Source organism: Natrinema sp. CBA1119, assembly GCF_002572525.1.
GTDB lineage: Archaea > Halobacteriota > Halobacteria > Halobacteriales > Natrialbaceae > Natrinema.
Genome location: NZ_PDBS01000001.1, coordinates 3192985 through 3219700, shown reverse-complemented (window position 1 = coordinate 3219700; position 26716 = coordinate 3192985). Strand labels below are relative to the sequence as shown.

The window sequence follows — 26716 nt, the reverse complement described above, 5'->3', positions numbered from 1 at the left end:
TCGCTCCGGATCACCCTCGTTCTCCGAGCCTGTCGTGAGGCACCCGGATATCCAGCGCTGTTGACGTAAGTTCCAAACACGTATATACAGTCGAGTTTGTAGGATCGTAACAACAGCATGGTCCCCACCCAATTCGCTCACACGAACAGCGAGGTGCTCGAATGAGCGTTCCCGAACGGATCGCGGACGCCATCACCGGGCACACGCGGATCGTTCTCGTGGTCCTCGTGCTCCTGACGGCGCTCGTCGGAGCCGGGATGCCGATGGTCGACGACGACTCCTCGCTCTCCCAGTTCGAGAGCGAATCCGACGAGGCGAAGGCCCTCGAGCGGATCGACGAGAACTTCACGAGCGAACAGCGAGAGAACACGACCAGCGTCCAGTTGATCGTCCGCGGCGACAACGTTCTCGAGAAGGAATCCCTGATTTCGTCGCTCGAGTTCCAACAGGAGATACGAGCCGACGAGTCGATCAACTCGACGCTCGTCGAGAACCAGTCGATTACCGGCGTCGAGAACATCGTCGCAATCAGCGCGATCAGGGGAGAGCAGTCCGCTGAGCTGAACGAAACGCGTTCACAGCTCCAGGACGGTCTCAATCAGACGGTCGGGATTCAGCGCCAGTACGAGGCGTTAAACGAGTCCTATGCGAACGACTCGATCAACCAGTCGACATATCAAGCGCGGTCGGCCGAGCTCGAAGGCCAGTTCGACGCAGTCGTCGAGAACGCCACAGCCAACCTCACCGAAACCCAGACCGCACAGTACGAAGCCAGCGTCGAGCGCGTTCGAGAGATCGAGTCGGAACAGTACGAGATCCGCTCCCAATCCGAGAACCCGAACGAAGACCCGGAGTACCAGCGGCTCACTGCCGAGCGTAACGAGGCGTACCAAAACGGAACGGCCGGCGTCCTCGAGGCGGAGTACGCTGCGCTGCAAAGCGATGAGAGCCCGCCGCTCGGAGAACAGATCGAGACCCTCGAGAACATGGACGACGAGGAGTACGAGCGACTTCTCGATCGGACACTATCGGGAGAGAGTACGGATGACAACGTCGCAATCGCGTTCATGCCGTCGTCCTACGAGCCGGGCAGTACGCAGGCCGACACCCGAATGACGTCGATCACCCAGTCGACCGCCGGCGACGGTGCAAACGGCATGGGTGGCGGCGCGATCAGCGACGAGATCATCGACAGTCAACTCGAGATTCGCGAGTTGGCCGAGACGCACGAACAGGACTACCTCGTCTTCGGCGGCGGCGTCATCACCGACGAGATCAACCGATCGATGGGTGACAGTCTGGCCATCGTCGGCCCGCTCGCAATGTTGTTCGTCGTCGTCGCGCTGTTGGTCGCGTACCGCGACCCGCTGGACATCGTCCTCGGGGTCGCCGGCATCGTCGCCGTCCTCGTCTGGACGTTCGGCTTCATGGGCTGGGCGGACATCGCGTTCAACCAGATGTTCGTCGCGGTGCCGGTCCTCCTGATCGGCCTGTCGATCGACTACGCGATCCACGTGTTCATGCGCCATCGGGAACAACGCGAGGCCGACGGTACTCAGGGGTCCGTCCGCGGCTCGATGACGATCGCGCTGGGCGGCGTCGGTGCCGCCCTCGTTTGGGTGACGGCCACGACCGTCATCGGTTTCCTCTCGAATCTCGTCAGCCCGATCGGTCCGATCCGCGAGTTCGGGATCGTCAGCTCGGTGGGCATCGTCGCCGCGCTGATCGTCTTCGGCGCGCTGATTCCGGCCGCCAAGATCGAGATCGACGAGTTCCTCGAGTCCCGCGGTTTCGACCGCCGAAAGCGGGCATTCGGGACCGGCGGCGGCCGTTTCAGTGACGTTCTGACAGTCGGCTCGACCGCCGCTCGTCGGATTCCCCTCGCCGTCCTCCTCGTCGTCGTCCTGCTCACCGCGGGCGGCGCGTACGGGGCGACGCAGGTCGACACCAGTTTCCAGCAAGAAGACTTCCTCGCTGAGAGCCCCCCGGCGTGGACCGAAACCCTCCCCGGCGGAATGGCCCCCGGCGAGTACCATGCCAAGGACGACCTCGAGTTCGTCAACCAGCACTTCCAGCGCGAGGACAGCCAGGCACAGATACTCGTCGAGGGTGGTGTCGACGACGACGAGTTCCTCACAAAGATCAACGAGACGCGGACAGACGCCGCGGGTGACGACGGCATCGCGTACACGTTAGCGACCGGCGAAGCCAACATCCAGGACCCGCTCTCGACGATGGAGCGGGCCGCCAGACAGAACGAGTCGTTCAACGAGTCGTTCACCGCTGCCGACACCGATGACGATGGCGTCCCCGACCAGAACGTCTCGGCGCTGTACGATCAGCTCTTCGAGGTCGACGGGGAAGCCGCGAGTCAGGTACTCCACCGGACCGACGGGGGAGAATACCAGTCTGCTCGGATGATCGTTGCCGTCAAGGGGAACGCGACCGCCAGCGAGACGACCAGCGAGATGCGGACGATCGCCGGCGATTTCGAGGACGGGAGCGACGGGCGCTGGAGCGCGATCGCAACCGGCGATCCGATCGTCAGCCACATCGTCGAACAGGACCTGTTAGACACCGTCCTCGAGAGTCTCGTGATCACGCTCGTCGCGGTGTTCCTGTTCCTCACCGCGGCCTACTGGCTGACCGGTGCCAGCGCCTCGCTGGGTGCCATCACCCTGCTTCCGGTCGCGTTCTCCGTCAGCTGGATCCTGGGAACGATGTACCTCATCGGAATGCCCTTCAACGTGTTGACGGGGATGATCACGAGCCTCACCGTCGGGCTCGGGGTCGCCTACAGCATCCACATCAGCGAACGCTACAGGCTCGAACTCGAGCGGCAGGGGAACGTCTGGTCGGCGCTACAAACGACCGTCACCGGCACCGGCGGGGCGCTGCTCGGCAGTGCCGCGACCACCGTCGGCGGCTTCGGGACGCTCGCCTTCGCGATCCTCCCCGCGCTCCGGCAGTTCGGGATCATTACCGGACTGACGATAACCTACGCGTTCCTGGCCAGCGTCGTCGTTCTCCCGACGCTACTGGTGGTGTGGACGCGATACTTCGGACCGGACGTCTCGTTCGACACGTCGGGTGTGCGGTCGGAAACGGCGACTGCGAGCGATGGCGGGACAGTCTCTGAGCAGGGTGACAGCGAGTGAGCGGCGATCAGAACGAGGCCGTCGACGCCTTCGAACAGTTGGGGCTTACCAGCTACGAGGCCAAAGTGTTCATCGCGCTCCACCGGCTCGGCGCGGGGACAGCGAGAGACGTCGCCGAGATCACGGACGTCCCGCGCTCGCAGGTCTACAGCGTCGCGGAGAGCCTGGAGAATAGAGGCCTGCTCGAGGTCCAGCAGTCGAACCCGATCCGGTACCGGCCGGTCAGCGTCGACGAGGCGCGGGACACCCTCCGGACCCAGTTCGAGCGTGAACAGGATCGGGCCTTCGAGTACGTCGAAACCGTCAAGAACGAGCCGGCTGGCGAGGAGACCCAAGAGGACATCTGGACGGTTCGCGGTCGCGACCGGGTCGACGATCGAACCGCCGCTATCCTCTCGCAGGCGGAAGATCGGATCGTCTTCGGGACCCGTCTCCCGGAACTCGTCACCGACTCGATCGAACGGACCATCGCGGAGCGCGCGGCGGCCGGCGTCGCGGTACTCGTCGTCAGTCGAACGAAAGCGGTTCATGACCGTTTCGCCGACATCGAAAACGTCGTCGTGGAACGTCCGCCACCACACCGATCGGACGACGAGCGGTCGGGACGAATCGTTATCGTCGACGACGACAGCATCCTCCTGAGCGTGATCGGCGACGGCAACGAGACCGCGTTCTGGAGTTCAGGCTCGCTGTTCGCCTCCGTACTGATCCAGCTGATCGAGGCCAGCGACGAAGTGCACGTGGAATAACGGCGACGCCCCATCGTCGCACGCTACTCGAGGCGGTACCGAAGCAATGCCGCGATCCCGCCGAGATTGGAGAGCTGCTGACCGGGCGGGAACTCGCTCGAGAAGACCGTTACGTCGCCGCCTTTCTGTTCCGTCGTCCGGACGATGTCGTCGACACTGATCGCCCACTCACCGTCGGGACCGCGTTCTTTCTGTAATCGATCGTCGAGGACGAGCAGCCGTTCGATCGCACCGAACTCGGCGGCCTGCTGGACCTGCCCGGGACCGTACGCCGCCTTCGCGCCCTCGGCCATCCGCCGAGTGAGTTCGTCGATATATTCCGCCTCGCTCTCGATACGGGTCTCCTCCTGAACGTCCGCGACGGCCCCGCGTTTGAGCACCTCGTGGACGCCCCGGTCGCCGACGGCCGCCGTGTCGACCATCGTGATTAGCTCGGCTACCTCGGGCTCGTTCTCCTCGAGGTACTTGTACGCGTCTTGCTTCGTAAAGCCCGGACCGGCGAGGATGATCGCGTCGACCTCGAGGCGCTTAAGGACCGTCGCGAGCTCTTCGAACAGCTCCGAGCGGCCGCGGGCGTACTCGCCCTTGCCGGTCGTTCCGGTGATCGTCGCTCGCTCTTCGGTGCCGTACTGGGCGACCGAGTGGACGTGGGCCTGACCCTCCTCGACGGTGGCGATGGCGACGTCCGGGTTCTCGGTGGCTTCTTCGGCCTCCTCGAGGCGGGCCTTCTGATCCGGTTTGAACCGCTTCTCGATCGAGAGCTCGTCGCGCGCCTCGACGTTGAGCGTGTGGTGAAAGCCGAGTTGATCCTCGCGCGAGCAGGCGACGATCTCCCCGCCGACCCGCAACCGGTTGGCGAACTTGTGAAACTCGACGGTCTCGACGGCGATGGCGACCCACATGTGCTCGCGCTCGCCGCCCGTATCCCGCATCTGGTCGTCGTTGCGCTGAATGCGCCGGGTCGTGTCGCCCGCGACGCGATCGCCGGGCTCGAGGACGTACTGCAGGTGCCAGAGATCGTCCACGCTCTCCGGCACGACGGTGACCCGCTCGCGGCCACCCTCGACCTGCTCCCGGTCTTTGATCTGCATGGCCGTTCGTTCTCGGGATGTCGGTAAGTGCCCTGCGATCCGCGTGTGTAGTTGTCGTGCCCGACGCCGGAGTTGATCGTCGGTCACTTCGTTGCACGAGGATCGTCTCGATTTGGCGGCTGTTTCTTTCATACAGTACTCCAACTCACTCATATGAAATATAAACGATACAGTAAAATACGCTGTCAGCGTCTCTCCGGTAGCGTACTAATGTCAACAACTACCAAACCAGCGGCCGGAGCGGAACCCGTCGAACCGACAGCGACCAGTCTCGGTCCCGACGAGAACGTGCTCGGTGCGATATCATACCTGTTTGTGCCCCTGACAGGCATCCTCGTCTACCTCCTCGAGGACGACAACGAGTTCGCTCGCTCCCACGCCGCCCAGAGCATCGTCTTCGGGGTCGCGTCGATACTGGTATACGCCGTGCTCAACGTCGCGACGACTGTCATGGCGATGCTCGTCGGCGATCTGCTCGGCTTCCTGATCGCGGCGCTCTCGTTCCTGTCGCAGATGGGACTCGGATTCGCCCTCCTGCTCGTCTGGCTCTCCCTCCTGATCACGGCCTTTCAGGGGAAGCGGACGAGCCTCCCCGTCCTCGGACCCGTCGCCGAAACGTACCTGCTCTGAGCTGAACCTCGTCGAAATCGGGTATCCGAGCGAGCCGTGTCGAAGGTACCGAACCGAACTCGCCGACGTTCCCGGACCGTCGCGTCCGCCGAAATCCGGTCATCGCAACCGACATTCCCGGATTCTGTTACCATTGGCCGTGTTTAGACGCTAGTAAGAGCGGCTAAATGTCTAACTTACTAGGAAGTGAAGCGGGAAGAGGAGTTTGTGTCCAGCAAACTCGCCCGCTTCACTGATCGGGTTGTGTCGCTTGCTCAAAAAGCCGTCGTCGGCGAGCCGGATCCAGCGTTCGAAGAAGGTGAAAATGGCTACGCAGACTGGGTGATCGTGGCAATTCACGGCCTCCGCGAGTACCTTGATCACACGTATCGGCGGCTGCTGGACGTGCTTCACGAGATGCATGGAATTGTTGAGAAACTCGGTCTAGCGGTGGCTGAACTGCCTGATTTCACGACCGTGTGTACGCGCAAGCAGGATCTTAAAATGCGAATCTGGCGCGTCCTGCTGCGGTTGTCGGCGGAGTTGCACGATCTCGGCGATGTCCAGGCGATTGACGCAACCGGCATGGACCGGATAGCTGCCAGCCAACACTACGCAAAACGCACGAATTACACGTTCGAGGCGGTGAAAACGACGCTCCTCAGTGATTGCAAGACTGGTGTGATCCTCGATATACATTGTTCGATGAAACAACCGCATGATTCGAAAATCGGTTGGCAGATGGTCAAACGGAACCTCGACAAACTGAACATTCTTACAGCCGACAAAGGCTACGACTGGTGGCTGCTTCGCCAAAGATTACGAGCTGAAGGCGTCAAACCGGTGATCAAGCACCGCGAATTTGGCTGGCACGGCATCGCTAACAACCTTCTGCAAGATGATACGATCTACCATCAACGCTCGAACGCAGAATCCATATTTTTCGCGTTACGCCGAAAATACGGCGAGATCGTTCGCGCTCGAACGTGGTTTGGTCAGTTCCGCGAACTCGTGCTGAAATGCGCTGTCAGAAACATCGAACTCAGCGTCAGCCACTCACAACCGTGAATTTACGCGTCTAAACAAGGCCGTTACCATTTGACATAGGTAGGGGTTGACGCTATTCTCGCTGCACACCTCCGTTCGAGTATGAACCTGAAATACACGGCTCGGTTAGAAGACTTCGGCGTCCGCTCGCTTCTGACCCACGTGATCATGGCGATGACGTTTGCGAGTGCGGTCGTGACGGGGCTGTTCGTCGACGGACAACTCGGGCTCGTCTCGTTCGTCGCGTTTCTCAACTTCACGGCCGGCGTGTGGGTCGCACAATCGATTCACTCGCTCGGGAACGCCCGAACCGACGATTCGTACGACGGAATCCTGTCGGTGTTATCCGATACGACCGGCGAGAAGACCTATCACGGCCTCGATACCGGTCGCCTTGCCAGATTGATTGCTTTGATCGCGGCCGTAACGGCAGTCTCACTGCTGGTCTCGGGAGAGGTCCTCACCGGTGCCGTGGCCTCGATCGGGGCCATCGCGATCGGCGTCGTCGCGCTCGTGACCGCGATGGTCGGCTTCCTGATCGCGATGGGATCGGCGTACGATGCGTCCGATCGCCGTGCGGTCCGTCGCGCCGAACACGAACGCGAACGTGGCGGGATCGACGGATCGGCCCGCCCGACGACCGAGTTCGACGACGCCTCCGACATTCGAATCTCGATTCACGAGATGCACATGGACGATTCGTCCGTCGAACAACGGTAACACCGACTGACGGACGCGGATCGATCGCCGATGCGGTCAGTCCCTGAGCTCCTCGAGTTTTCCTTTCGCCTTCTCGAGGCCGGATTCGAACGTTTCCTCGATCTCCTCGACAGAGCGTTCGACGTAGTGGACGCTCTCCTTGGGGACTCGGCGGACGACATCGTTGCCGTCGTCGTCGGTCCCGTACGCGAACAGCCAGTGATCCTGAAAGTAGGCGATGCGGTCGTTGTCGACGGTGACGCGCTCGACGTCCTCACCTGGCGTCTGGTAAACGATGGTCGCGGTGCCCAGCTCCGGCTCCGTGTCGGTGTTCGTTTCGATATCAACCATGGGCGGTGCATTCACGGTCGACAGTGTAGTCCTGAACCCGGCAGGTGCAGCCTGCATTCAAACGCCGGAGAAACGAACGCATCACAGCGAATTGCGCCGACACAGTCAATCGGATCCAGACTCGGTCGAGGAGTTCGATTGCTCCTCCGCGTTCGCGTCGCGAACACCGCTGTCGTCCGTCGACGTCGGTTCGGCGTGCTCCGCCTGATACGGTTGGGTGCCGGGACCGAGCGCCAGGAACACCACGAATCCGATCGCAACCACCATCGCTGCGACGATAACCCACCCGATGACGACCGGCCCATCGAGTCCGCCGAGCACCGCGGGGACGAGTGCCTCGAGTAGTGGCGTCATCGACTGCGCTAGTTCGGACCCACCGATCAATGTTGAGCCGTCTATATCGGGGTCGCGGTCCGATCTCGAGTATGCGGCATGAGACAATCACGCAGCCATCGCTGATTCGGACAGATCGCCGCGACTGTGACTTACTCCTCGCTAATCCGACTGCCGCCCGGCGGCATGAAGTGCTGGATCCGGTCGGGGCTCGCGATTTTGCGGACGAACGTCTCGTCCTCGAACCGTTCCCGGAACGTGCGGTAGAGCCGCTTTGCCGTGTCGGCCTGTGCGTACCGGCCGGGCTCGAGTTCGATCGTCGTCACCGCCCGGTCCTCGATGGCCGACGACGGCCCGCCGATCACTCGCGTGTACGGCTCGCACTGAATGCCGACCGCCACGTCGACCGGCGTATCGCGGTAGTATGTCCGGTCGCCGCGGATCGCAAACCCGCCCTTCTCGAGGTACTCGCCGCTCTCGGGAGTTTTCGTGACCTGATCGGAGTCGACGGCGTAGACGTCGCCCGCGTAGCGGCCGTCCTTCCAGACCGACGAGTAGGAGACGGCGAACCGGGCGGCCTCCTCGATGCTCGACTCGGGGAGGTCGATATCGCTCGAGGAGGCCTCGCTGGGATCGGTCGCCTTCAGCACGGTGACGGGGGCGCCGTGGGCCTGCGTGTGCAAGACTGTGTCGCCCGGCTCGAGATACTTCTTGACGAGTTCCTCGTTCTGGTCGGCGTTGCGCCCGCCGATCACGAGGAAATCGTCGCTCGTCTTGAACCAGCGGAAGCGATCGAACCACGGTTCGTTCTCGCGGATCGGGACCGACGGCTCCGCGAGCCAGTCGCGTTGGGTGTCCTCGCCCTCCTCGTCGGACTCGTCTTCGTCCGCACTCTCGCCGTCGTCGGCTTCCCACTCGTCACGGCGGCGCTTGGCGTCCTCGAGGTCATCGCGGGTGTTCTCGATAGCCGCCAGCGCGCCCTCCTTTTTCTCCTCGACGCGCTTGGCCTCGGTGTAGAGCCGGTCGGCGTTCTGTTCGACGCCCTGCTGCGTGACGAGACTGATCCGCTCACCGTCGATATCGACGGTGACCGTCCCCTCGCTGCCGTCGACGTCGACGACCGCCTCGGCGGCCTCGATACCGCGGTCGGCTCCCTCCTCGAATCGCTCCCTGATCTCGTCCCACGGGCGATCCTGCTGCCGGGCGTTCTGGATCGTCGAGAGGATCTCGTCGACCAGCCCGTACTCGGCGTAGAGCAATTCGGCCTGCTCGCGCAGTGAGTCGGCCTCCTGCTCGAATCCCTCGATCGCCCCCTGCTGTTGCTCGATGATCCGCTCGTGTTTGGCAATCTCCGACCCGAAATCCGGCCGTTGGTCGGTCGGGTCCGGCTCCTCCTCGTCGTCCAGCTCGAGCCGGAAGAAGTAGTCGTCCAGCGCGCTCAGGAACGAATCATACGGTTCCGCGGCGAGTCCCGAACGCTCCTCGAGCGGGAACGGGGTCACGTCGACGACGTGTGCGTCGGTGGCATCGGCGTCACCAGTCGCGGCGTCGTCGACGTTGCCGTCCGGTCCGTTCTCGGCGTCCTCGTCGTCTTCGTCACCGCCCTCGAGGTAAAGTCGCGGGTCGAAGTTGCCGTTCCGGATGTCGAGCGCGAGCCGTTCGATCGCTTCGTAGAGCCGATCGTAGACGTCCTCGTCGGCGTCCGGAATGTCCAGTCCCTTCTCGACGCCGGCACGGGTACACAGCTCCTCGGCGTAGAAGCCACCGAAGTTGAGTTGCGTCGCCAGCGTCCGGACGACGTCCGTATCGGAGTCGTTCATCTCGTGATCGAACGCCTCGCGGGAAATCGTCAGCGGGTTCGTCCGGGAGTCGGGGAACTCGTAGCGCGATCCCGGAACGACGGTGCGGGACTTGAGCCGGACGGTCTCGAGGCAGTCGATCACTTCGTACTCGCCGTCGGTGACGGCGATGTTGCCCTGTCCGAACAGTTCGACGATGATCCGGGTCGTGCCGTCGTCGCGTTCGAAGACGAACTCGAGGATGCGGTCGAACTCGTACTGCTCGACGCCGGCGAAGTCGGCCCCGGAGAGGCGGTTGCGGAGCATCATCGCGAACTGGGGCGGGCGGCCGGGAGCGTCGGGAACGCGCTCGGGGGCGACCGTGTGGGCCCGCTTGGTCTCGCCGACCTCGATGATCAGTTCCGTGCGACCGCGGTCGAAGTCCCGCATCTTGAGTCGGACGAGGTCGTCGCCGTAGAGATAGGCCTTGTCCAGCTTCGCCCCCTCGTAGGCCCCGAGTTCCCCGACGAGGGCGGCGAGGTCGACGCTGGTGAGTTCCCGCTTTGGATCCATACCTCACACTGCCCGTCCCGGTCAAAAAGACGTGTCGCTCCGACGCCAGCGCCTGATCCCAGTCCGACCGCATAGTGTGGTGGCCGTGCCCCCATCGGTAAGTACAGCAACCTCTTTTACCGGGGGAATCGGCTGGCGTCTGCGACGCCAGCCTCAACCCCCGGCAAAACCCGTTGATGCCAAAAAGCCGCCGTCGCGGGGTTTCACCCCGCTCCGGCGGTGAACCGCCGAAGCGGACGAAGTCCGCAGAGGCGGCCTTTTTAGCGTAGATTTTTGCAAGCGGTTCGAGCGACCGAAGGGAGCGAGGACCCGCAGCAAAAAGATACGTATGCATACATAGTTATCGTTCAATACAGTACCTACATGTACCGCTACAGTTTCCGTCCCCGAACGCTCCGAGTTCTGGTTCAGGCACTCGATTCAACTGGCTCGACAGTGAATTAGACGCTATGGTCGATGATCCACTCGACAACCTCGACCGCCGTATCTTGCACTTGCTCCAGATAGACGCCCGTGGTGCCAGCGACACGTCCATTGCCGACGAAACTGACGTTACCGGGACGACCGTCCACAATCGAATCCAGCAACTGGAAGACCAAGGGGTCATTCTCGGATACAACCCGGAAATCAATTACGAGCGGGCAGGCTATCCGATGCGCGTTCTGTTTATTTGCTCAATCGACCTCTCCAAGCGATCAGAAATGGCGGAGAAAGCCCTCGATGTACGGGGTGTCGTTAACGTCCGGGAGATGCTGGCCGGTGAGGAGAATCTCCACATCGAAGTCGTAGCCGAAGGGACATCCGATGTCAAGGAAAGCACCGAACAGTTAGACGAACTGGGTCTACAGATCATGAGCAGCAATATCTTAGCGGAGGAACACATCCAGCCATGGAATCACTTCCACCAAGAGATGGCCGGCGAAGACGCCGAGACTCCCTCGGAGATCGGCTCCGACGAAGAATAGTCGCTCAGCGAAACCACGACGACGATTAGACTATTGAATCCTTACTGCCGACGCCTTGATCGACACACACCATTGGTTGGATTATTGAAATATGACTCGGGTTCCGTCTCATTTTGCTTGAGAGGCACTGTCTAGTTCTGCACCTCCTCAATTGGCGTCTTTCCATCAAGAGCTTGGTGCGGTCTCTGGCGGTTATAGTAGTGCATAAATTGTTCAAGCCACTCGCGGACGCTTGATCGACTGCCCACCCACGAGTTATGGAAGCGGTCGATCCGAATTTTGAGGGTGTGAAACCACTTTTCGATCAGGTTTCGCTCGGTATAGTTGACCTGACCGCTCAGTCCTAACCGAGAGAGGGCAGTCCGATAGCCGAATTGATCGACGAGAAACGTAGCCTCCGAAAGATCGTGTTTCTCCTTGAGTTGATGCAGAAACGTAGCCGCCGGATCGGTGCCGTGCCGACCAAACAGTGCGACGTCGAGAATCAACTTTGTCTCGATGTCTATTGCAGCGTACAACCAAGACCACTCGCCATTGATTTTGACAGCAGTCTCGTCAACCGCGACCCTTGACGGCTTCGCCGTCGGCGGGTCGCAACCGCTGTCAGCCAGCCGATGTACCCAATTCCAGACCGCTCCATGCGAGCGTTCAACGCCTAATTCAGCTAAAATCGTTGTTGTCTCCCGAAGAGAACAACCAGTTTCGTGGAGGCGGACGGCGAACGCCCTGACGGGCGTCGCCGTCCGCTCGTTCTCCCAAGATTCTTCTAAATCCGCCGCATAGCTCTCGCTGAGCAGGTCTGCGAGCATCTTTGGACAAGAAACTCAACGACCTGCTCACTTCTCAAACTGACTCAACTAGACAGTGCCGAATAGACCAATTCCTCGCCGAAATGGGACGTATCGACGGTTATATGCAAACCGTCGCTGGCAATTGAGCGCGGAACCGCACACATCTATCGAGCACCAAATTACGGAGACTATCACCGGGAAAGGGGTAGTCTTAGCTCATAGTCAGAGCGCAAGCTGCGACCGCTGACTTCGCTTGTAATGAGGCATGGTGCCGACTTCGACTCGGTCACAACACTGACATACACCGATTCCCTGTACATTCGTCAATTGAGTATTGCATTCTGGACAGTGGCTCGGGGGTGGTGCAGCCAAATCAGGGGCATATGGGAACAACTCCAGGTCTTCCGTTCTGAGGGCTGCAATCGCGTCCATTACTCCATGGTGATCGTCACCCCATGAGTGGGGGAAGACATTCACCAATTGCTCCCCAACGTATACAGCAAGACACATCATCGGAGTCCGGAGCGTGGTCTGTGTTTCGTTCGTAAAGGTGGACGTGGAAGTCCGAACGCTGAACGGCGGTTGGATGCTGCCCCCGTATTCACTGGCCCACGCCTCCATCTGTTCAAACGCATCTATCGCGTCGCTGTAGGGTGCTTGGTCTGTGAGCGTGATTGCATCCGGCCACGCGTGTATCACCAGGTTGCCAATATGACCCGCAGAGTCGAGTCGGTGTAACGCGTCGATTTTGGTGTCGATCGGCTCAACCAGTTCGTCTGGACGGACGTATACCTCTACGGTCAGTTCGTTGGTATGAATGTTCATGAGGCTTCCACGAAGGGGAAGTAGGAGACTTACAGTCCGTGGCTAGATAACGGTTGGTATGGTGTGAAACGATTGTCTCTGATAGTCAAAGATATGTCTGAATAAACTGGTTTGCGTGTTCAGTTCACACGCATAGTGTACACTGATTCCACCGCGATAGTCGTCCAGAGCAGATCTCTATATCGGACCAATTGACTCCATCAGTACCGACTCGGTATGCAGTCGCTGCCGGAGGTCGGAACGCCTAATCCTCGTCGTCCCCCATCACGAGATATGCACGACGCTGTCGGCGATACCATGTACGACTCGGCCGGGACGGCTCCGCGTCGCAAACACCGATACCGAGCAGCCGAGCCTTGCGGAGGTCGACACGCATGAGCGCGGGCGACGAGGTCCCGTGGACGGACGTCTCCCGGTTTCCCGACTTCCTCGAGCACCTCGAGGCGGAGGGCGGGGCCACCGTCCAGGGGATTATCGATCGGATCGACGCCGACATCGACATGGACGGGATGGCCTACCACGACCGAGGCATCCGCGCGCCGGGCTACGACGCCACCTTCGTCCCGGAACCCGAGGGGTCGCGGGTCCTCCCGGCGTTCAGCGTCGAGGTCCACACCATCGGCCCACGGAGCGTCTGGGCGGTGTTCGACGCGACACGCTCCTGGGATTTCTACCTCCTCCAGGCGGACGACATCGCGGCCATCGCCTGGGTGAGCGACGAGGAGTTCAACGCCGAGGAAGCGGGGCTGTTCATGTCGAAACACGACGCGCTCGCGGCGGGCCGGTTCTCCTTCGGCACGTTCATCTACGCCGGTGAAGAGTGGGAGGAACAGCGCGAGTTGATCGAAGGCACGGACGCGCCGGCGTTCCTCCAGCGGGACGACGGCAGTACCCTCGTGCCGACCGACCAGTCCGATTTCTACGACGTCGTCAACTCGACGCCCGAGGACTTCCGCACGAACGGCGGCGGCGCACCCTCCCACCTCGGCCTGCTCGAACTCGAGGTCACGATCGACTGACGACCCACGACCGCCACAACCGACCGTACACGGCAATCGGGGACCGCGAAGTGCCCGACCGCGTCCCAGTCACGAGCGGCAGTGTGTCCCCCGATCGCAAACGTTTTCGAGGAGGCGGCGAACCGAACCCGTATGTCACCGCTCGGTGAGGTAGTCCTCGTCGCCACGATTGCGGGCTGTACGACCGGAATCGGTGCGCTTCCGCTCCTACTCACCGACCGGATCAGTCACCGCGTCTACGACGGCTCGCTCGGCCTCGCCGCCGGTATCATGGTCGGCGCTGCCGTCTTCGCACTCGTTCTCCCCGGACTCGAACTCGGCTCGCCACTCGAGGTCGTCGCCGGAATCCTGGCGGGCGGCGGGTTCTTGCTCGCGGTCAACGCCATCGTCCCGCACCTGCATCTCCTGTTCCGCGGCGAGCAGGTTGAAGGCAGGTCGGCGATGCGCGATCCTGCGGGCGAACTGCCGTCGGACGAGGCCCAATCCGACGATGTCCCCGTCCGCGATGGGGACGGCGACGACCTGCGTCGGGCCGCGCTGGTCGGCGGGGCCGTCACCATTCATAACGTTCCCGAAGGGCTGGCGGTCGGGATCGCGTTCGCCAGCGGTGAAACGGCACTCGGGGTCGCCATTGCGACGGCGATCGCCGTCCAGAACGTCCCCGACGGGTTCGCGATGGCCGTCCCCGCGGTCAGAGCCGGGGTCTCGGCACCGCGAACGCTTCTCTACACGACGATCTCGGGCGGCGTGCCGGAACCGATCGCCGCGGCCATCGGCTTCTCGCTGGTCGCGGTCGTCTCCGGCCTCTTCCCCATCGCCGCCGGCTTCGCCGCGGGCGCGATGATCGCCGTCGTCTTCCGAGAACTCATCCCCTCGAGTCACGGCCACGGCTACGCGGACACCGCGACGGCGGCGTTCGTGCTCGGGTTCTCGGTCATGCTGGTCGTTGATACCATCCTCGCCGTTTGAATCGACCGTTTCTCATTTGCCGGCACGATCGATATCGATCCGTCGTCACCGTTCCGAGACGTCTTCGGAATTCTATAGCGGGTACCGAAATCGGCCGGCCGGTCGTTGACATCACCTGAGGCACTGATGACGGTTATGCCGAACGACAGGTGCAAGATGGTTGAAACGCATTCGAACCGATCGAACGCGGCGAACGGGACGGGCGACGAGCGCGCCGTCGCGGTCGCTCCAGGGGGACGAGCGACGTGGTGGGGTTCAGCGCGCTCGAGCGAGCGGCGATTGCGGTGTGCCGCTGTCGGAGTGGGGAGTCGACAACGGTGCCGACAGGTGTCGGCAGGCGGTACTACATTCTCCACCGCTATAAAATTATCTATCGTGGAGTGGGAATAATAGGGGCGGCGCGAGCGGGAATCAGATGCGTTTGCTGACGTATGGACCGTCCTGATGGTAGCCGAGCTTGTTCCGATAGTACTCTCGAGCGCCGATACCGGAGATGACGCTCAGCTTGTCGTAGCCGGCATCGGCGGCGAGTTCCTCGGCGCGGTCCATCAGACGGCGGCCGTAGCCCCGATGCTGGTGCTGGTCCGTCTCGCTCTCGCTTCCCATCGTCACTTCCGAGCCGTAGACGTGGAGTTCGCGGATCAGCGCCGTGTTCTCGAGTTCGGGCCGGACCGGCGTATTCGGGAACCGGAGCCGACAGAAGCCGACGAGGAGGTCCTTCTCGAAGTCCTCGAAGGAAATGAAGTGCTCGGTACCGCCACAGGCCTCGTAGCTCATCACGTCGAGTTCGATGTCGTCCGGCTCGTCGTCGTGCATTCCGGCCTCGCGACAGCGGATACACTCACACTCCCAGCCGTGTTCGTCCATCCGCTTGCGAGCGAGCTGTCGAAGGTTGGACTTCCAGACGCCGGCGTCGATGAAGTCCGCCGGAATATCTCGCTGAACGCGCTGGAGCCGGGTGTATCGGGGGATCATGTCCTTGATCTCCGCGATCAGATCCGCGGCCTCGTCGTTCCCCAGGGGCTCGTACTCGTCTTTATGCCACCAGTCGTAGGTCGCGGTGCCCCGCACCACGAGGGTCGGATAGATCTTCAGGTAATCGGGCTTCCACTGCTCCTGGTCGAAGAGCCGCCGGAAGTCCTCGAGACACATCTCTTTCGACATTCCGGGCTGGCCTGGCATCATATGGAAGCCGACCTTGAACGCCGAGTCCCGCAGTCGCCGGTTGGCGTCGATCGACGCCTGTGCGCCGTGGCCGCGGTGCATATCCCTGTTGATCCGCTCGTAGGTCGTCTGGACGCCGACCTCGACTTTCGTTCCGCCGAGATCGAGCATTCGATCGATCTGCTCGGGATCGCACCAGTCGGGCTTCGTCTCGAACGTCGTCCCGATGTTGCGGATGTCCGCGGTCTCGTTTTCCGCGATGACGTCCTCGAGGTACTGCCACTCGTGTTCGTCGGGATCCTCGGCGAAGCTAACCCCTTGTGCCGGTTCGGGCTCCTTGTCGACGTCGTAATCGTTCATCGCCTCGAGCGCACGCTTGACGAACCACTCCTGGTAGTCGTGGCTGCGGGCGGTCATCGTCCCGCCCATCAAGATTAGTTCGACCTTGTCGACGGGGTGGCCGATCTGGCGCAGTTGCTCGAGTCGCAGCGTCACCTGCCCGTAGGGGTCGTAGTCGTTTTGCACCCCGCGGGCGGCGGCGGGCTCCTCGCCCGTGTAGCTCTGTGACGACGAGAACTCGGAGTCGGGGCCGCCGGGACAGTAGAGACACTTGCCGTGGGGACACCGCTCGGGCGAAGTCATGATCGCGACCGGCGAGACGCCCGACGCCGTCCGGACCGGCTTGCGCTGGAGCACGGGTTCCAGGTCCTCGCGGTGCTCCTCGGGCGCGTAGTCCAGCAGTTCGGAATTCTTGGGCACCTTGGGTGCCGAGTGCTCCGAACAGGCCTCGAGTTTGGCCTTCTCGACCTCGTCGCGCTCGACGTCGCCGGCGAGGATCCGCTCGACGAGCGTCTTACAGACCCGCTCGAACGCTTCGGTTTCGGTCGGTTCTGGCGTCTCGGTACTCACTACACGTGATTCGTCGCCGTTCGCGAATAAGCGTGTCGGACTCGCCGATCGGAAACGGCCGGATCGGCGTCTGAGTGAGCGTCGCCCACTGCCCCACAGCGATTCCCGCAACCGGTCCGCCGACCGAAAGGTAACCGTTTAAGGGCGGTCTCGCCCTATCCTCGGCGTACTGAATGTCTCCCGACCTGGCGATGGTCGTCGCCGCGGTCGCGCTGCCGTTCGTCGCCGCAGCACTGACGCCGCTGGTCTTTCGCGTTCTCAGCGAGGGGACCGGGTTCGCGGGGACGGTCGTCGCGCTGTCATCGTTCGGCCTGCTGGCCACACAGTACGGGAGCGAGGGCAGCGTCTCCCTCAAGTGGATCCCGTCTCTCAATATCGCGCTCCGGTTCTACGTGGACGGCTGGGCGTTGCTGTTCGCGCTCCTGGCGTGTGGGATTGGCGCGCTCATCTTCACCTACTCGCCGGCGTACATGCACGGAGAGTCCGGCCTCGTCAGATACTACGCCGCCCTGCTCGCCTTCATGGGATCGATCGTCGGCGTCGCGCTCGCCGCTGACCTGGTCGCAATCTTCCTCTTCTGGGAACTCACCAGCCTCGCGTCGTTCGTCCTGATCGGCTACTACACCGCCGACGACTCCTCGCAGTACGCCGCCCGGATGGCCATGTTCATTACCGTCGGCGGCGGCCTCTTCTTGCTCGTCGGGCTCCTCTTGCTCTCGATCGTCGCCGGCGACGTGCTCGGTCCCGGTGCCGCGTTCAATCTCGCCGCAATGCTCGAGGAGCCCGACGCGATGGCGGCGGCGCTGCGAGAGCGCGGGCTGTTCCTGCCGGTGTTGGGATTGCTCGCGATCGGCGCGGGGACCAAGTCCGCGCAGGTCCCGCTGCATTTCTGGTTGCCCAATGCAATGGCGGCACCCACGCCCGTCTCGGCCTTCCTCCACTCCGCGACGATGGTCAAGGTCGGCGTCTACTTCATCGGCCGCGTCCGTCCGATGCTCGTCGGCCCCGAGTGGCTCTTCCTGTTCGCGACGCTCGGCCTGACGACGATGACCGTCTGTGCGATCATGGCCGTCGCGTCGACGGACATCAAGGAACTGCTCGCCTACTCGACGGCGAGCCATCTCGGACTGATGGTCGCCGGTTTCGGCTTCACCTCCGTTTACGGCGCTGAGACCGGCGTCTTTCACCTACTCAATCATGCGCTGTTCAAGGCCGCACTCTTCCTCGTCGCCGGTATCGTCGCCCACGAGGCCGGGACTCGAGAGATCGACAAGCTCGGCGGGCTTCGCCACGATCTCCCGGTAACGGCGGTGATCACCACGGTCGTCGCGCTCAGCATGGCCGGCATCCCGCCGTTCAACGGCTTCTACTCGAAGGAACTGCTCTTCGAGGCCGCCGTCGAGGCGAGCCACCACCACGATATCGGGCTACTGGGCGTGCTCTATCCGGCCGTCGCCGTCTTCGGCAGCATTTTCACCGTGCTCTACTCGCTGCGATTCCTCTCGCTCTTCTTCGGCGAGCGACCCGAGGCGCTGGGCCACGTTCACCGACCGCCCGTCACCCTGCTCGTTCCACCCGCCGTGTTGGCACTGCTCGCCGCGGTCGTCAGCGTCGACCCCCAGATCGCCGTGGACGCCATCGTCCAGTCCGGCCTCGAGGCGACGGCGGTCGATTCCCAGGAGATGCACGTCGGACTCCCGACGGCGTACTCGACGCCGGTGGGGATGAGCGCCGTCACGATCGGCGTCGGCTTCATCGCGTACCCGTTCTACGGACGCGTCCACGACGGCGTTCGCGGAGTCGTGGGGTCGACACCGCCGATCCGCCCGAACTGGTGGTACGACGTAATCGTCGAGGGGCTCTCCGACGAGGGCCGGTCGTTCGCCGAGTACGTCCACGACGGCCACCTCCGGACCTACGCGTCGTGGACGCTGGGCGCGACCTGCGCGCTGGCCCTCACCGGGTTCGTCGCGGCCGGGGCCATCGCACCGACCGAGTTCGGCCTCGAGGCCACCGTCCCCATCGCGCTCGTGTTGCTCGTCGCGGTGATCGGCGCGGTCGCGGTCGCGCGCTCGGACTCGCACATCGCTGGCGTCCTCACCCTCTCGATTCTCGGGTTCATGATCGCCATCTTCTACATCCTTGCAAGCGCGCCCGACCTCGCGCTGACCCAGCTCGTCGTCGAGACGCTCGTGCTCGTGATCTTCCTGCTCGTGATCGAGGAGATCCCCGAGTCCTACGAGATCGGAATCGGGAACGTCGGGACCGTCGTCCGCGACGCCGTCCTCTCGGTCGCCGTCGGCGCGACCGCGTTCGTCACGGTGCTCGTCACGACCGGCGCGCGTCCGGACGGCCCGAGCGATATCGCCCGCTATTACGCCGAACAGGCCGTCCCCGAGGGCGGCGGTACCAACATCGTCAACGTGACCCTCGTCGACTTCCGCGGCTTCGACACCCTCGGCGAGCTCGCCGTGGTCGCGCTCGCCGCGATTTCGATCCTGACGCTGATCGTCATGCGCGGCCGCGGGGACGGCGACGAACTCACTGATATGCCGGCCGACGGCGAATTACCCGACGGCGAACTGACGGACGACGAACGGACCGGAACCCGCAGCGACGGCGGAACGTCCGGAGGTGCAGACGAATGACGACGGTCATCATGCGGACGACCGCTCGAGCGATCGTGCCGATCATCCTAGTCGTCGCGATTTCGCTGTTCTTCGAGGGGCACAACCTCCCCGGCGGCGGCTTCATCGGCGGCGTCCTCACGGTGACGGCCTTCGCGATCGTCTACATGGCCTTCGGGCTGGACTTCCTCGAGCGAGGCATCCTCGGCCGCGACGTCGATCCCGGCAAGGAACCCTCGCGCGATCGCGTCGTGCTGGCGTATCGCCGCCTCTTCGCGTACGGCTTCGCGATCGCGGTCGCCAGCGGCCTCGCGCCGCTGCTGTTCGGCCGGCCGTTCCTCACCCAGACCTACGAGTCGCTCGAGGGAATCCCGATCTACGGTTACCTCGGGATCTCGAGCGCGCTGGCGTTCGACTTCGGCGTCTACTGCGTGGTCGTCGGTGGACTGCTCACGATCCTCTCGGTGGTGGGTGCGGAATGACGGCGGTCGTCCTCGCGGCGACGATCGGCGCGCTGTTCGCCATCGGGACCTTCCTGCTCCTGCGGCGGGATCTGATCAGAGTCGTCTGGGGACTCGCGATCATCAGCCAGGCCGCGAACCTCTACCTGCTCTCGATGGGCGGGATCGCGCCGGCGACCGCCGACTCGGTGCCGATCCTCGCCGGCCACGGCGAACACGTCCCGCAGACGGCCGACCCGCTGGTCCAGGCGCTCGTGTTGACCGCCATCGTCATCGGGTTCGGGATGACCGCGTTCGCGCTCGTCCTGTCGTATCGGGTGTACGAGGAACACGACACGCTGGACGTCACGGAGCTGGGTGATCGAGAATGACGACGGCACCCATCGGGACGGACACGCTCGTGATCGCGCCGATGCTGGTCGTGCTCGTCGCGGCCGTCGGGACGCTGTTGCTCGGCCGTCGCCCGCGGGTTCGAGCGGCCGTCAGCCTCGCCGGCGGGGCGGGCTACGCGATCGCGGTCGCCGCGATCGACTGGTATATCGTCCTCGCGCCGGACGCGCCGGGAATCGCGACCTACCAGGTCGGCGACTGGCCGGCGCCGTTCGGCATCACGCTCGTCGCCGACGGCCTCTCGGCGTTCATGCTGACGATGGTCGCGATCCTCGGCGTCGCATCGCTGGTCTTCTCGACCCGACACCTGCCCGGCCGCGAGGAACGAAGCTACTACTTCCCGCTCTTTCACTTCCTCGCGCTGGGCGTCACCGGGGCCTTCCTCACCGGCGACCTGTTCAACCTCTTCGTCTGGTTCGAGGTCATGCTGATGGCCAGTTACGTCTTCGTCGCCTACAGCGGCGGCCCCCAGCACACCCGCGCCGCGTTCTGGTACGTCTCGCTCAATCTGCTGGCCAGCGCGATCTTCCTGCTGGGCGTCGGCGGCGTCTACGCGACGACGGGAACGCTCAACATGGCCGATCTCGCTCAGCGCCTCGCCGAGCCGGCGGCCTACGGCCTCGAGCCCGTGCCGGTCGTCGGCCTGCTCGGCTTGCTCCTGTCCGTGTTCGCGATCAAGGCCGGCCTCGTCCCCTTCCAGTTCTGGATCCCGACGGCCTACCGGGCCGCACCGCCCCAGATCACCGCGCTGCTGGCCGGCGCGACCAAAAAGGTCGGGATCTACGCCATCATCCGCCTCTCCTTTACCGTGTTCGCCGGTGCGGAGGTCGCCGTCGACCTCCCGCTCCCGCTGGTGGACGTCGCCATCGCGGGCGACTCGCCGCTGCCGTTCGTCGGCGCGGCCCTGTTCCTCATGGCCGGCGCGAGCATCCTCCTCGGCGGCATCGGAGCCGTGGGCCGCGACTCGCTGGAGGGCGTCTTCGCCTACTCGAGCATCGGCCAGGTCGGGTTCATCGCGATCCCCGTCGCGATCGCGGCGACGGCGACGGCTCCGGGCCTGCGGAAGTTCGCCATCATCGCCGCGCTGGTGTACGCGCTGAATCACACGCTGGCGAAGGGGCTCCTCTTCCTCGCCGTCGGGACGGTCAAGTCGGCGACGAGAACGAGTCGGTTCGCCGATCTCGGCGGGCTGGCGAGTCGCTCGCCGCCGCTGGCGATCTCGGTGTTCGTCGGCTCACTCGCCCTCGTCGGCATTCCGCCGCTCTCGGGCTTCTTTGGCAAGTTCCTCGTCTTCGATGCCGCGGCTCGAGCGAGGGCCGGCCCCGTGATCGTTCTCCTGCTCGTCGGGTCGCTACTGACTATCGCCTACGCCACCCGAATGTGGAATCAGAGCTTCTGGGGCGCGCAGACGCCGGCCGTGGAAGCGGCGACGATCGATTCCGTCCAGGTGGCCGTCCTCGTGGTACTCGCGGCGACCATCGTCGCGGTCGGCGTCGGCTTCGAGCCGGTCTACGAGTTCGCGGAAGCCGCCGCGGAGGCCGCGCTCGACACCGAGGGATACGTCGATGCCGTCGATCCCCAGAACGCGAGCGAACTGACCGACTCGAGCAGCGGCGGCGGAGGTGACCACTGATGCGAGTCCGCACTTGGCCAGCGGCCGGCGTCGTCTTCGCGATTCTGTGGGTGTTCGTCGTCGGACAGGCACTCACGCCCGTCTCGCTCCTCCGGGGTTTCCTCGCGGGACTGATCGTCGGACTTCCCGTCGCGTTCGTCTTCAGACGGCTGTACGGGAAGCACGTCGACCTCGGACGCGGCATCCGGGTGCTTCCCTACGCCGGGCTCTATCTCGGCGCGTTCACCTGGGAACTCCTGCGGGCGAACCTCGACGTCGCCTACCGGGTGCTCTCGCCGGGCATGCCGATCGAGCCCGAGGTGATTCTGGTGCCGCTCCGGGTCGAGTCCGATATCGCGATCACCGTCATCGCCAACAGTATCACGATCACGCCCGGAACGGTGACACTTGACTACGACGACGAGACGAATTCTCTCTACGTTCACGGCGTCAACGGCCGCGATCCCGAAGCAATCGCCGAACCGATTCGAACCTGGGAGGACTACGCTCTCGAGCTGTTCGACGAAGACGCGTCGCCGTCCGATCCGCCGCCGGACATCGTCGTCTCGGGCGGGGAAAGAGACAGTACCGCGGACACCCAAAGCGGAGGTATCGACGATGACTGAGGCGACCCCGGCCGTCCTCGAGACCGCGATTCGCGGCGCGCTGATCCTCGTCAGCGGGCTCTGTGTCCTCTGTGGGTATCGCGTCATTCGGGGACCGACGAACCCGGACCGCGTCGTCGCGCTCGACGCCATCGCGACGAATGTCGTCGCGATCGCCGTCCTGTTCGCACTGCTGACCGACCGGGGCCTGTTCATCACCGTGAGCCTCGTGCTCGCGATTATCGGCTTCATCGCGACCGTCGCCGTCGCCAAGTTCGTCACCGACGGCGAGGTGATCGAGTGATCCACACCGCCGTCGTCGTCGCGCTGATCGTCGTCGGGGTCTTCTTCCTGACTGTCGGGACGATCGGCCTGCTCCGCCTGCCGAACGTCTACAACCGGATGCACGCCACGAGCAAGCCCACGACGCTCGGAACCGCCGCGATCTTTCTGGCCGGCTTCGTCCACTTCGGCCCCGGGGGAGAGGGGCTGACCGCGCTGATCGGGATCGGTTTCCTCTTCCTGACCGTCCCGACCGGCTCGCACATGATCGCTCGCGCCGCCGAGCGGATCGGCATCCCGTTCCTCGGGAGTGTCACCTGGCCCGACCCGAACGCGGTCGAACGGCCGGAGCGATCCGAGGAATCCGAGCGTGTCGATCGGCCCGACCGCACCGAGCGATCGGACGAGACCGAACCGACCGACGACTGAAATTTCCGTCAGCGTTCGTACTCGAAGTCTCGATTTTCACCCCGCTCTCGGTCGCCGTCCCGATCTCGATTTCGGGACCGCTCTCGAGTCCACTCTTCGGCGTCTTCGAGCGTCTCCGTATCCAGTAGCCGCTCGAGTTTGCGCTCGAACTGCGCGTCGGTCAGTTCGCCGGCGGCGTACCGTTCGCGAAGGGTCTCGAGGGCGTCACGTGTGCTCGTCTCGGAGTCGGTAGCCGTCGTCTCGGATTCCGAAACCGTCTCCGATTCGTCTGTGCCCACGTAGTCGTCGGCCCATTCTCGCTGATCTTCCTCGTCGCCGAACAGTATCGCGACTAACGGGACGACAGCGATGTAGCCGACGAGCAACGCCGCGAGCCACCACGACTGGCCCGTGAACATCGCGCCGAGCCAAAACGCCGTCACGAGTAGCGATGCGATCCCTGTCGCGTTCTCACGAAGGCGGGCTACTGTGGTATCCGCGTCGCGCTCGCGGTCGGGGCTCTCGATCGCATCCATAGGAACTCATCGTTCGGCTATCGGAAATACGTTATCGGCTCGAGGTGTTGATGACTCGATTTCGACACAGCGGCGCAGCTATCCGATTCGGTGGACGACGGGAAGGAACGAGTTTACGCGAGCGTCTCGCCGAGCGCCTCGAGGGCGGCCTCGCGAACCGCGTCGCGTGCGCCGGGCAGGAACTCGACGTGACCGTCGCGGCCGCCGACGACGCTGACGCCGCCGTTGGGAACCGCCTCGGCGATCGCATCGCCGAGATCGCGCACGTTCACGGCGTCGGTCGCGCGGACGTGCAGTTCGTCGTCGCCGACGCCGAGCGTGACGTACGGCGGATCGACTCGATCGCGCTCGCTGCGGTGGAGCGCGTCCAGCAGCAGGATCGTCGTCGGGAAGTTATACCGGTGCGTGAACGCGTCCGTGTCGAGCACGGAGACGGTTACGCCGTTGACGCCCCGAACCGAGAGGTTCTCGCGGGCCGTCTCGAGTTCGGTCTCGAGCTTGTCGCGGAACTGCTCGGAGACGTGGGCGGCCAGATCGCCGTTTCGAGGCCGGTCCGACTCGTCATCGTCGCCAAACAGCAGGTCGATCACGAGTTCGCGCTTGTCCTTGTAGGACTGGTAGTAGGCCTCGAGTGCGACTGCTTCGCGCCGTTCCGAGACGCCGGTTTCGTCGTAGCCGGCTTCGGTCGCCAGTTCGAGGTACTCCTCGGGCGTGTCCTCCCAGTAGCTGACCGCGGGGAGGTGCTCGAGGTCGTCGCGAACGTCGTCGTTGACGTGCGCGGCGACGTTGGTCGCCAGCGTAGTCGAGGTCACGTCGGTGACGTCGGCACCGGCGAGCGACGGCGCGACCGCGATATCGACGGCTTCGCCGACCTCATCGTCCGCTCGACTGTCGTCGATGACGACCGAGTCAGCGTCGTACAGCGAAAGCAGTTCGTAGCCGTCGGTGGACTCGATCGTCGAGCCGGCGTCGACCAGGACGACGAGCGGGAATTGCTCGCCGTGACGGTCTCGAGCCTGAAGCATCGAGGTAACGTCGCTGGTCGCGGCGTCCATGTCGTAGACGCGGCCGTCAAGCGGACGACGCTCGAAGTAGTGGTACTCCGCGTCCTCGCGGGTGTGCTTCTCGCGGATCAGCGGGAGGACGGCGCGCTCGATGGCGGCACCGGCGACGTAGCCGTCGGCGGTCGCGCCGTGGCGAACGATGACCGGGCGCGCTTCCATGACGGCGCGGCGGATCGCGGTCGCCGCGTCGGCGATCTCGTCCTCGACGGCCGCCACCGATTCGTGGTCGGCCAGCGGCGCGACATCGGCCGGTCGCGCTTCGCGCTCGATCGCGGTCTCGAGGCGGTCGACGATCGTCTCGCGCGCTTCGTCCTCGAGAATCTCGAGGGATTCGGTCTCGACCTGCAGGTCGCCGTGGTGGCGTTCGACTTCGCCCTCCAGTGCGACGACGTCCTCGAGTTCGACGTCGGGGTAGGCGCGAACGCCGGCCTCCTCGAACGCCGCACACTCGACGGTCCCGGTCTCGTCACGCAGTTCGAAGACCGTCGGACCGCTGGTCTGACGAACGCCGGTGATCTCGCCCTCGAGGCGGACGACGCTGCCGACCTTGTTTTCGATGGACTCGATGGTCGTTCGCGTGAGCGCGGGTTCCGACTCGGACTCGGGCTCGGTGTCGACGGCGTCGTCGGTCGCCGGCGTCGATGCGGCGGCGGACTCGGTTGCGACGGAACCGCTGCTCGCCACGGCACCGGCCGCTTCCGCGGCCGCGGGTTGCCCGTCGTCGACGGATTCCGTCTCCGGTTCCGATTCGGGCTCGGTATCCTCGGGGGACGCCTGCAACTCGCCCGCCGTGGCCGCTCGGTCGTCGGTGAGCTTCTGGTCGCTCTCGTCGCTCGTCGCGGCGGGTGATTCGTCAGGCGTCTCGGTGGACGACTCGTCGGTTGGTTCGGTCGTCGTCTCAGCGGACGACTCATCGGCGTCGGTATCGTCCTCGAGCTCCTCGGGACGGTATTCGTCGTCAGCAGTTTCGATCAACTTACCGCGGAACTCGCGTTCACGCTGGCGGATCGACCAGCCGAGGTCGACGTTGCCGTTGTCTCGAACGTCGAGCACCTGGACGAAGACGTCGTCCCCTGGCTCCCAGTCGAGACTTTCGAGTCGTTGGTCGAGTTCGCTTCGATGCAACAGGCCGGTGACGTGGTCTCCGATGTCGACGAAGACACCGAAGTCGGCGTAGCCGTCGACGGTTCCCCGATAGTAGCGATCGGGGGTGAGCTGTGAGGCGGTCGTGCCGCGAAATTCGAAAACAGCATCCTCCTCGTGGCTCTGACAGATCTCGCCGTCAACGGGTGTGCCGCAGATGATACAGTTACCCATCTACTCGAACCAAGCAGTTTCGCCCTAAAACGGTTGTCGGAATGCGTTCGTGACAGAAGTTGCGATCGCGACCGCGATATCGGGCCGCCGTCAGTCGAAAACCGGTGATTCATCCTCGAGCGACTCGATATCGTCGACGATCTTCCGAACGTCTTCCGGAAACAGCGAGATCTGTATCTCGTTGTCGTCCTCGTCCTCGAAGACGAGCTTGATGCGCTTGTCGCCGAACTCCCTGGCCTCGGCGTCGTCGACATCGAACAACTTGACCGTCGCCGCCTTGTTGTTCGGACCGACGTTCTTGATCGCGCCGTCGTTCAGCTCTACCATGAACTCCTCGAGCGTGAGTGCGAGCATGGTCGGGGTACGGGCCGGGGGTAAAAAACG

At 63.7% G+C, this 26716-nt stretch carries 25 protein-coding genes; 15 read left to right on the top strand and 10 right to left on the bottom strand.

Annotation, left to right across the window (positions count from 1 at the left end; translation table 11 throughout):
• Positions 1-161: 161 nt before the first annotated feature.
• Together CP556_RS15985 and CP556_RS15980 are read left to right on the top strand one after the other, a co-directional pair.
• The gene (locus tag CP556_RS15985; RefSeq protein ID WP_098726518.1) at positions 162-3158 is read left to right on the top strand and encodes an MMPL family transporter; all 2997 of its coding nucleotides are present in this window, start codon (positions 162-164) and stop codon (positions 3156-3158) included.
• Complete coding sequence (locus tag CP556_RS15980; RefSeq protein WP_098726517.1) at positions 3155-3907, top strand: TrmB family transcriptional regulator; 753 nt, start codon at positions 3155-3157, stop codon at positions 3905-3907. Before CP556_RS15985 ends, CP556_RS15980 begins: the two co-directional genes overlap by 4 nt.
• Before the next feature lie 23 nt (positions 3908-3930).
• Here CP556_RS15980 and CP556_RS15975 read toward each other — a convergent pair whose 3' ends face one another.
• Positions 3931-4998 (bottom strand): mRNA surveillance protein pelota, encoded by a 1068-nt coding sequence (locus CP556_RS15975; protein WP_098726516.1) that lies wholly within the window; start codon positions 4996-4998, stop codon positions 3931-3933.
• Between the two features lie 210 nt (positions 4999-5208).
• On the opposite strand from CP556_RS15975, the gene CP556_RS15970 reads away from it, so the two are divergent.
• The 3 genes from CP556_RS15970 (at position 5209) to CP556_RS15960 (ending at position 7374) form a co-directional block, all read left to right on the top strand.
• Positions 5209-5628 (top strand): DUF4870 domain-containing protein, encoded by a 420-nt coding sequence (locus tag CP556_RS15970; protein WP_098726515.1) that lies wholly within the window; start codon positions 5209-5211, stop codon positions 5626-5628.
• Positions 5629-5814: 186 nt separating this feature from the next.
• Entirely contained in the window at positions 5815-6675 is an 861-nt protein-coding gene (locus tag CP556_RS15965) for an IS5 family transposase (RefSeq protein WP_098726514.1), read from the top strand.
• An 81-nt stretch (positions 6676-6756) separates the two neighbouring features.
• Positions 6757-7374, top strand: a complete 618-nt coding sequence (locus tag CP556_RS15960; protein ID WP_098726513.1) for a hypothetical protein — start codon at positions 6757-6759, stop codon at positions 7372-7374.
• A 36-nt stretch (positions 7375-7410) separates the two neighbouring features.
• Here CP556_RS15960 and CP556_RS15955 read toward each other — a convergent pair whose 3' ends face one another.
• The 3 genes from CP556_RS15955 to rqcH all read right to left on the bottom strand — a co-directional run bounded on the left by CP556_RS15955 (position 7411) and on the right by rqcH (position 10388).
• Positions 7411-7704, bottom strand: coding sequence for a hypothetical protein (locus CP556_RS15955; RefSeq protein WP_098726512.1), 294 nt, complete (start codon positions 7702-7704; stop codon positions 7411-7413).
• 105 nt (positions 7705-7809) lie between these two features.
• Positions 7810-8058 carry a hypothetical protein gene (locus CP556_RS15950; protein WP_098726511.1) on the bottom strand — a complete coding sequence of 83 codons (249 nt, stop codon included), beginning with the start codon at positions 8056-8058 and terminating at the stop codon, positions 7810-7812.
• A 131-nt stretch (positions 8059-8189) separates the two neighbouring features.
• Positions 8190-10388, bottom strand: coding sequence for a ribosome rescue protein RqcH (rqcH, locus tag CP556_RS15945; protein ID WP_098726510.1), 2199 nt, complete (start codon positions 10386-10388; stop codon positions 8190-8192).
• Between the two features lie 449 nt (positions 10389-10837).
• Here rqcH and CP556_RS15940 point away from each other — a divergent pair, with 449 nt between their 5' ends.
• Positions 10838-11353, top strand: a complete 516-nt coding sequence (locus CP556_RS15940; RefSeq protein ID WP_098726509.1) for an Lrp/AsnC family transcriptional regulator — start codon at positions 10838-10840, stop codon at positions 11351-11353.
• Positions 11354-11484: 131 nt separating this feature from the next.
• On the opposite strand, the gene CP556_RS15935 is transcribed toward CP556_RS15940, so the two are convergent.
• Both CP556_RS15935 and CP556_RS27160 read right to left on the bottom strand, forming a co-directional pair.
• Entirely contained in the window at positions 11485-12162 is a 678-nt protein-coding gene (locus tag CP556_RS15935; protein ID WP_098726508.1) for an IS6 family transposase, read from the bottom strand.
• A gap of 204 nt (positions 12163-12366) precedes the next feature.
• Positions 12367-12969: an HTH domain-containing protein gene (locus CP556_RS27160; RefSeq protein ID WP_098726507.1), complete on the bottom strand. Its 603-nt coding sequence runs from the start codon at positions 12967-12969 to the stop codon at positions 12367-12369.
• 374 nt (positions 12970-13343) lie between these two features.
• On the opposite strand from CP556_RS27160, the gene CP556_RS15925 reads away from it, so the two are divergent.
• Both CP556_RS15925 and CP556_RS15920 read left to right on the top strand, forming a co-directional pair.
• On the top strand, positions 13344-13988 hold the full coding sequence (locus CP556_RS15925; protein ID WP_098726506.1) for a hypothetical protein: 645 nt from the start codon (positions 13344-13346) through the stop codon (positions 13986-13988).
• A 132-nt stretch (positions 13989-14120) separates the two neighbouring features.
• Positions 14121-14957: a ZIP family metal transporter gene (locus tag CP556_RS15920; protein ID WP_098726505.1), complete on the top strand. Its 837-nt coding sequence runs from the start codon at positions 14121-14123 to the stop codon at positions 14955-14957.
• 411 nt (positions 14958-15368) lie between these two features.
• Here the strand turns inward: CP556_RS15920 and CP556_RS15915 are convergent, their stop codons facing one another.
• Positions 15369-17030 carry a tRNA uridine(34) 5-carboxymethylaminomethyl modification radical SAM/GNAT enzyme Elp3 gene (locus CP556_RS15915; RefSeq protein ID WP_098726504.1) on the bottom strand — a complete coding sequence of 554 codons (1662 nt, stop codon included), beginning with the start codon at positions 17028-17030 and terminating at the stop codon, positions 15369-15371.
• A gap of 173 nt (positions 17031-17203) precedes the next feature.
• Here CP556_RS15915 and mbhE point away from each other — a divergent pair, with 173 nt between their 5' ends.
• Genes mbhE through mnhG form a run of 7 tightly spaced genes read left to right on the top strand, consistent with a single transcriptional unit; the run spans position 17204 to position 23436 of the window.
• Entirely contained in the window at positions 17204-19678 is a 2475-nt protein-coding gene (gene mbhE / locus CP556_RS15910; RefSeq protein WP_098726503.1) for a hydrogen gas-evolving membrane-bound hydrogenase subunit E, read from the top strand.
• Positions 19675-20139, top strand: a complete 465-nt coding sequence (locus CP556_RS15905) for an MnhB domain-containing protein (protein ID WP_098726502.1) — start codon at positions 19675-19677, stop codon at positions 20137-20139. Before mbhE ends, CP556_RS15905 begins: the two co-directional genes overlap by 4 nt.
• The gene (locus CP556_RS15900) at positions 20136-20489 is read left to right on the top strand and encodes a sodium:proton antiporter (protein WP_098726501.1); all 354 of its coding nucleotides are present in this window, start codon (positions 20136-20138) and stop codon (positions 20487-20489) included. The genes CP556_RS15905 and CP556_RS15900 overlap by 4 nt, the downstream gene beginning before the upstream one ends.
• Positions 20486-22141, top strand: a complete 1656-nt coding sequence (locus CP556_RS15895) for a complex I subunit 5 family protein (protein WP_098726500.1) — start codon at positions 20486-20488, stop codon at positions 22139-22141. The genes CP556_RS15900 and CP556_RS15895 overlap by 4 nt, the downstream gene beginning before the upstream one ends.
• Complete coding sequence (locus tag CP556_RS15890; RefSeq protein WP_098726499.1) at positions 22141-22746, top strand: Na+/H+ antiporter subunit E; 606 nt, start codon at positions 22141-22143, stop codon at positions 22744-22746. Before CP556_RS15895 ends, CP556_RS15890 begins: the two co-directional genes overlap by 1 nt.
• On the top strand, positions 22739-23029 hold the full coding sequence (locus CP556_RS15885) for an MrpF/PhaF family protein (RefSeq protein WP_098726498.1): 291 nt from the start codon (positions 22739-22741) through the stop codon (positions 23027-23029). The genes CP556_RS15890 and CP556_RS15885 overlap by 8 nt, the downstream gene beginning before the upstream one ends.
• On the top strand, positions 23026-23436 hold the full coding sequence (gene mnhG / locus CP556_RS15880) for a monovalent cation/H(+) antiporter subunit G (RefSeq protein ID WP_098726497.1): 411 nt from the start codon (positions 23026-23028) through the stop codon (positions 23434-23436). The genes CP556_RS15885 and mnhG overlap by 4 nt, the downstream gene beginning before the upstream one ends.
• An 8-nt stretch (positions 23437-23444) precedes the next feature.
• On the opposite strand, the gene CP556_RS15875 is transcribed toward mnhG, so the two are convergent.
• The 3 genes from CP556_RS15875 to CP556_RS15865 all read right to left on the bottom strand — a co-directional run bounded on the left by CP556_RS15875 (position 23445) and on the right by CP556_RS15865 (position 26686).
• The gene (locus CP556_RS15875) at positions 23445-23951 is read right to left on the bottom strand and encodes an SHOCT domain-containing protein (RefSeq protein WP_098726496.1); all 507 of its coding nucleotides are present in this window, start codon (positions 23949-23951) and stop codon (positions 23445-23447) included.
• A gap of 113 nt (positions 23952-24064) precedes the next feature.
• On the bottom strand, positions 24065-26332 hold the full coding sequence (locus CP556_RS15870; RefSeq protein WP_098726495.1) for a DHH family phosphoesterase: 2268 nt from the start codon (positions 26330-26332) through the stop codon (positions 24065-24067).
• Positions 26333-26422: 90 nt separating this feature from the next.
• Entirely contained in the window at positions 26423-26686 is a 264-nt protein-coding gene (locus tag CP556_RS15865; protein WP_098726494.1) for a hypothetical protein, read from the bottom strand.
• Positions 26687-26716 lie beyond the last annotated feature (30 nt).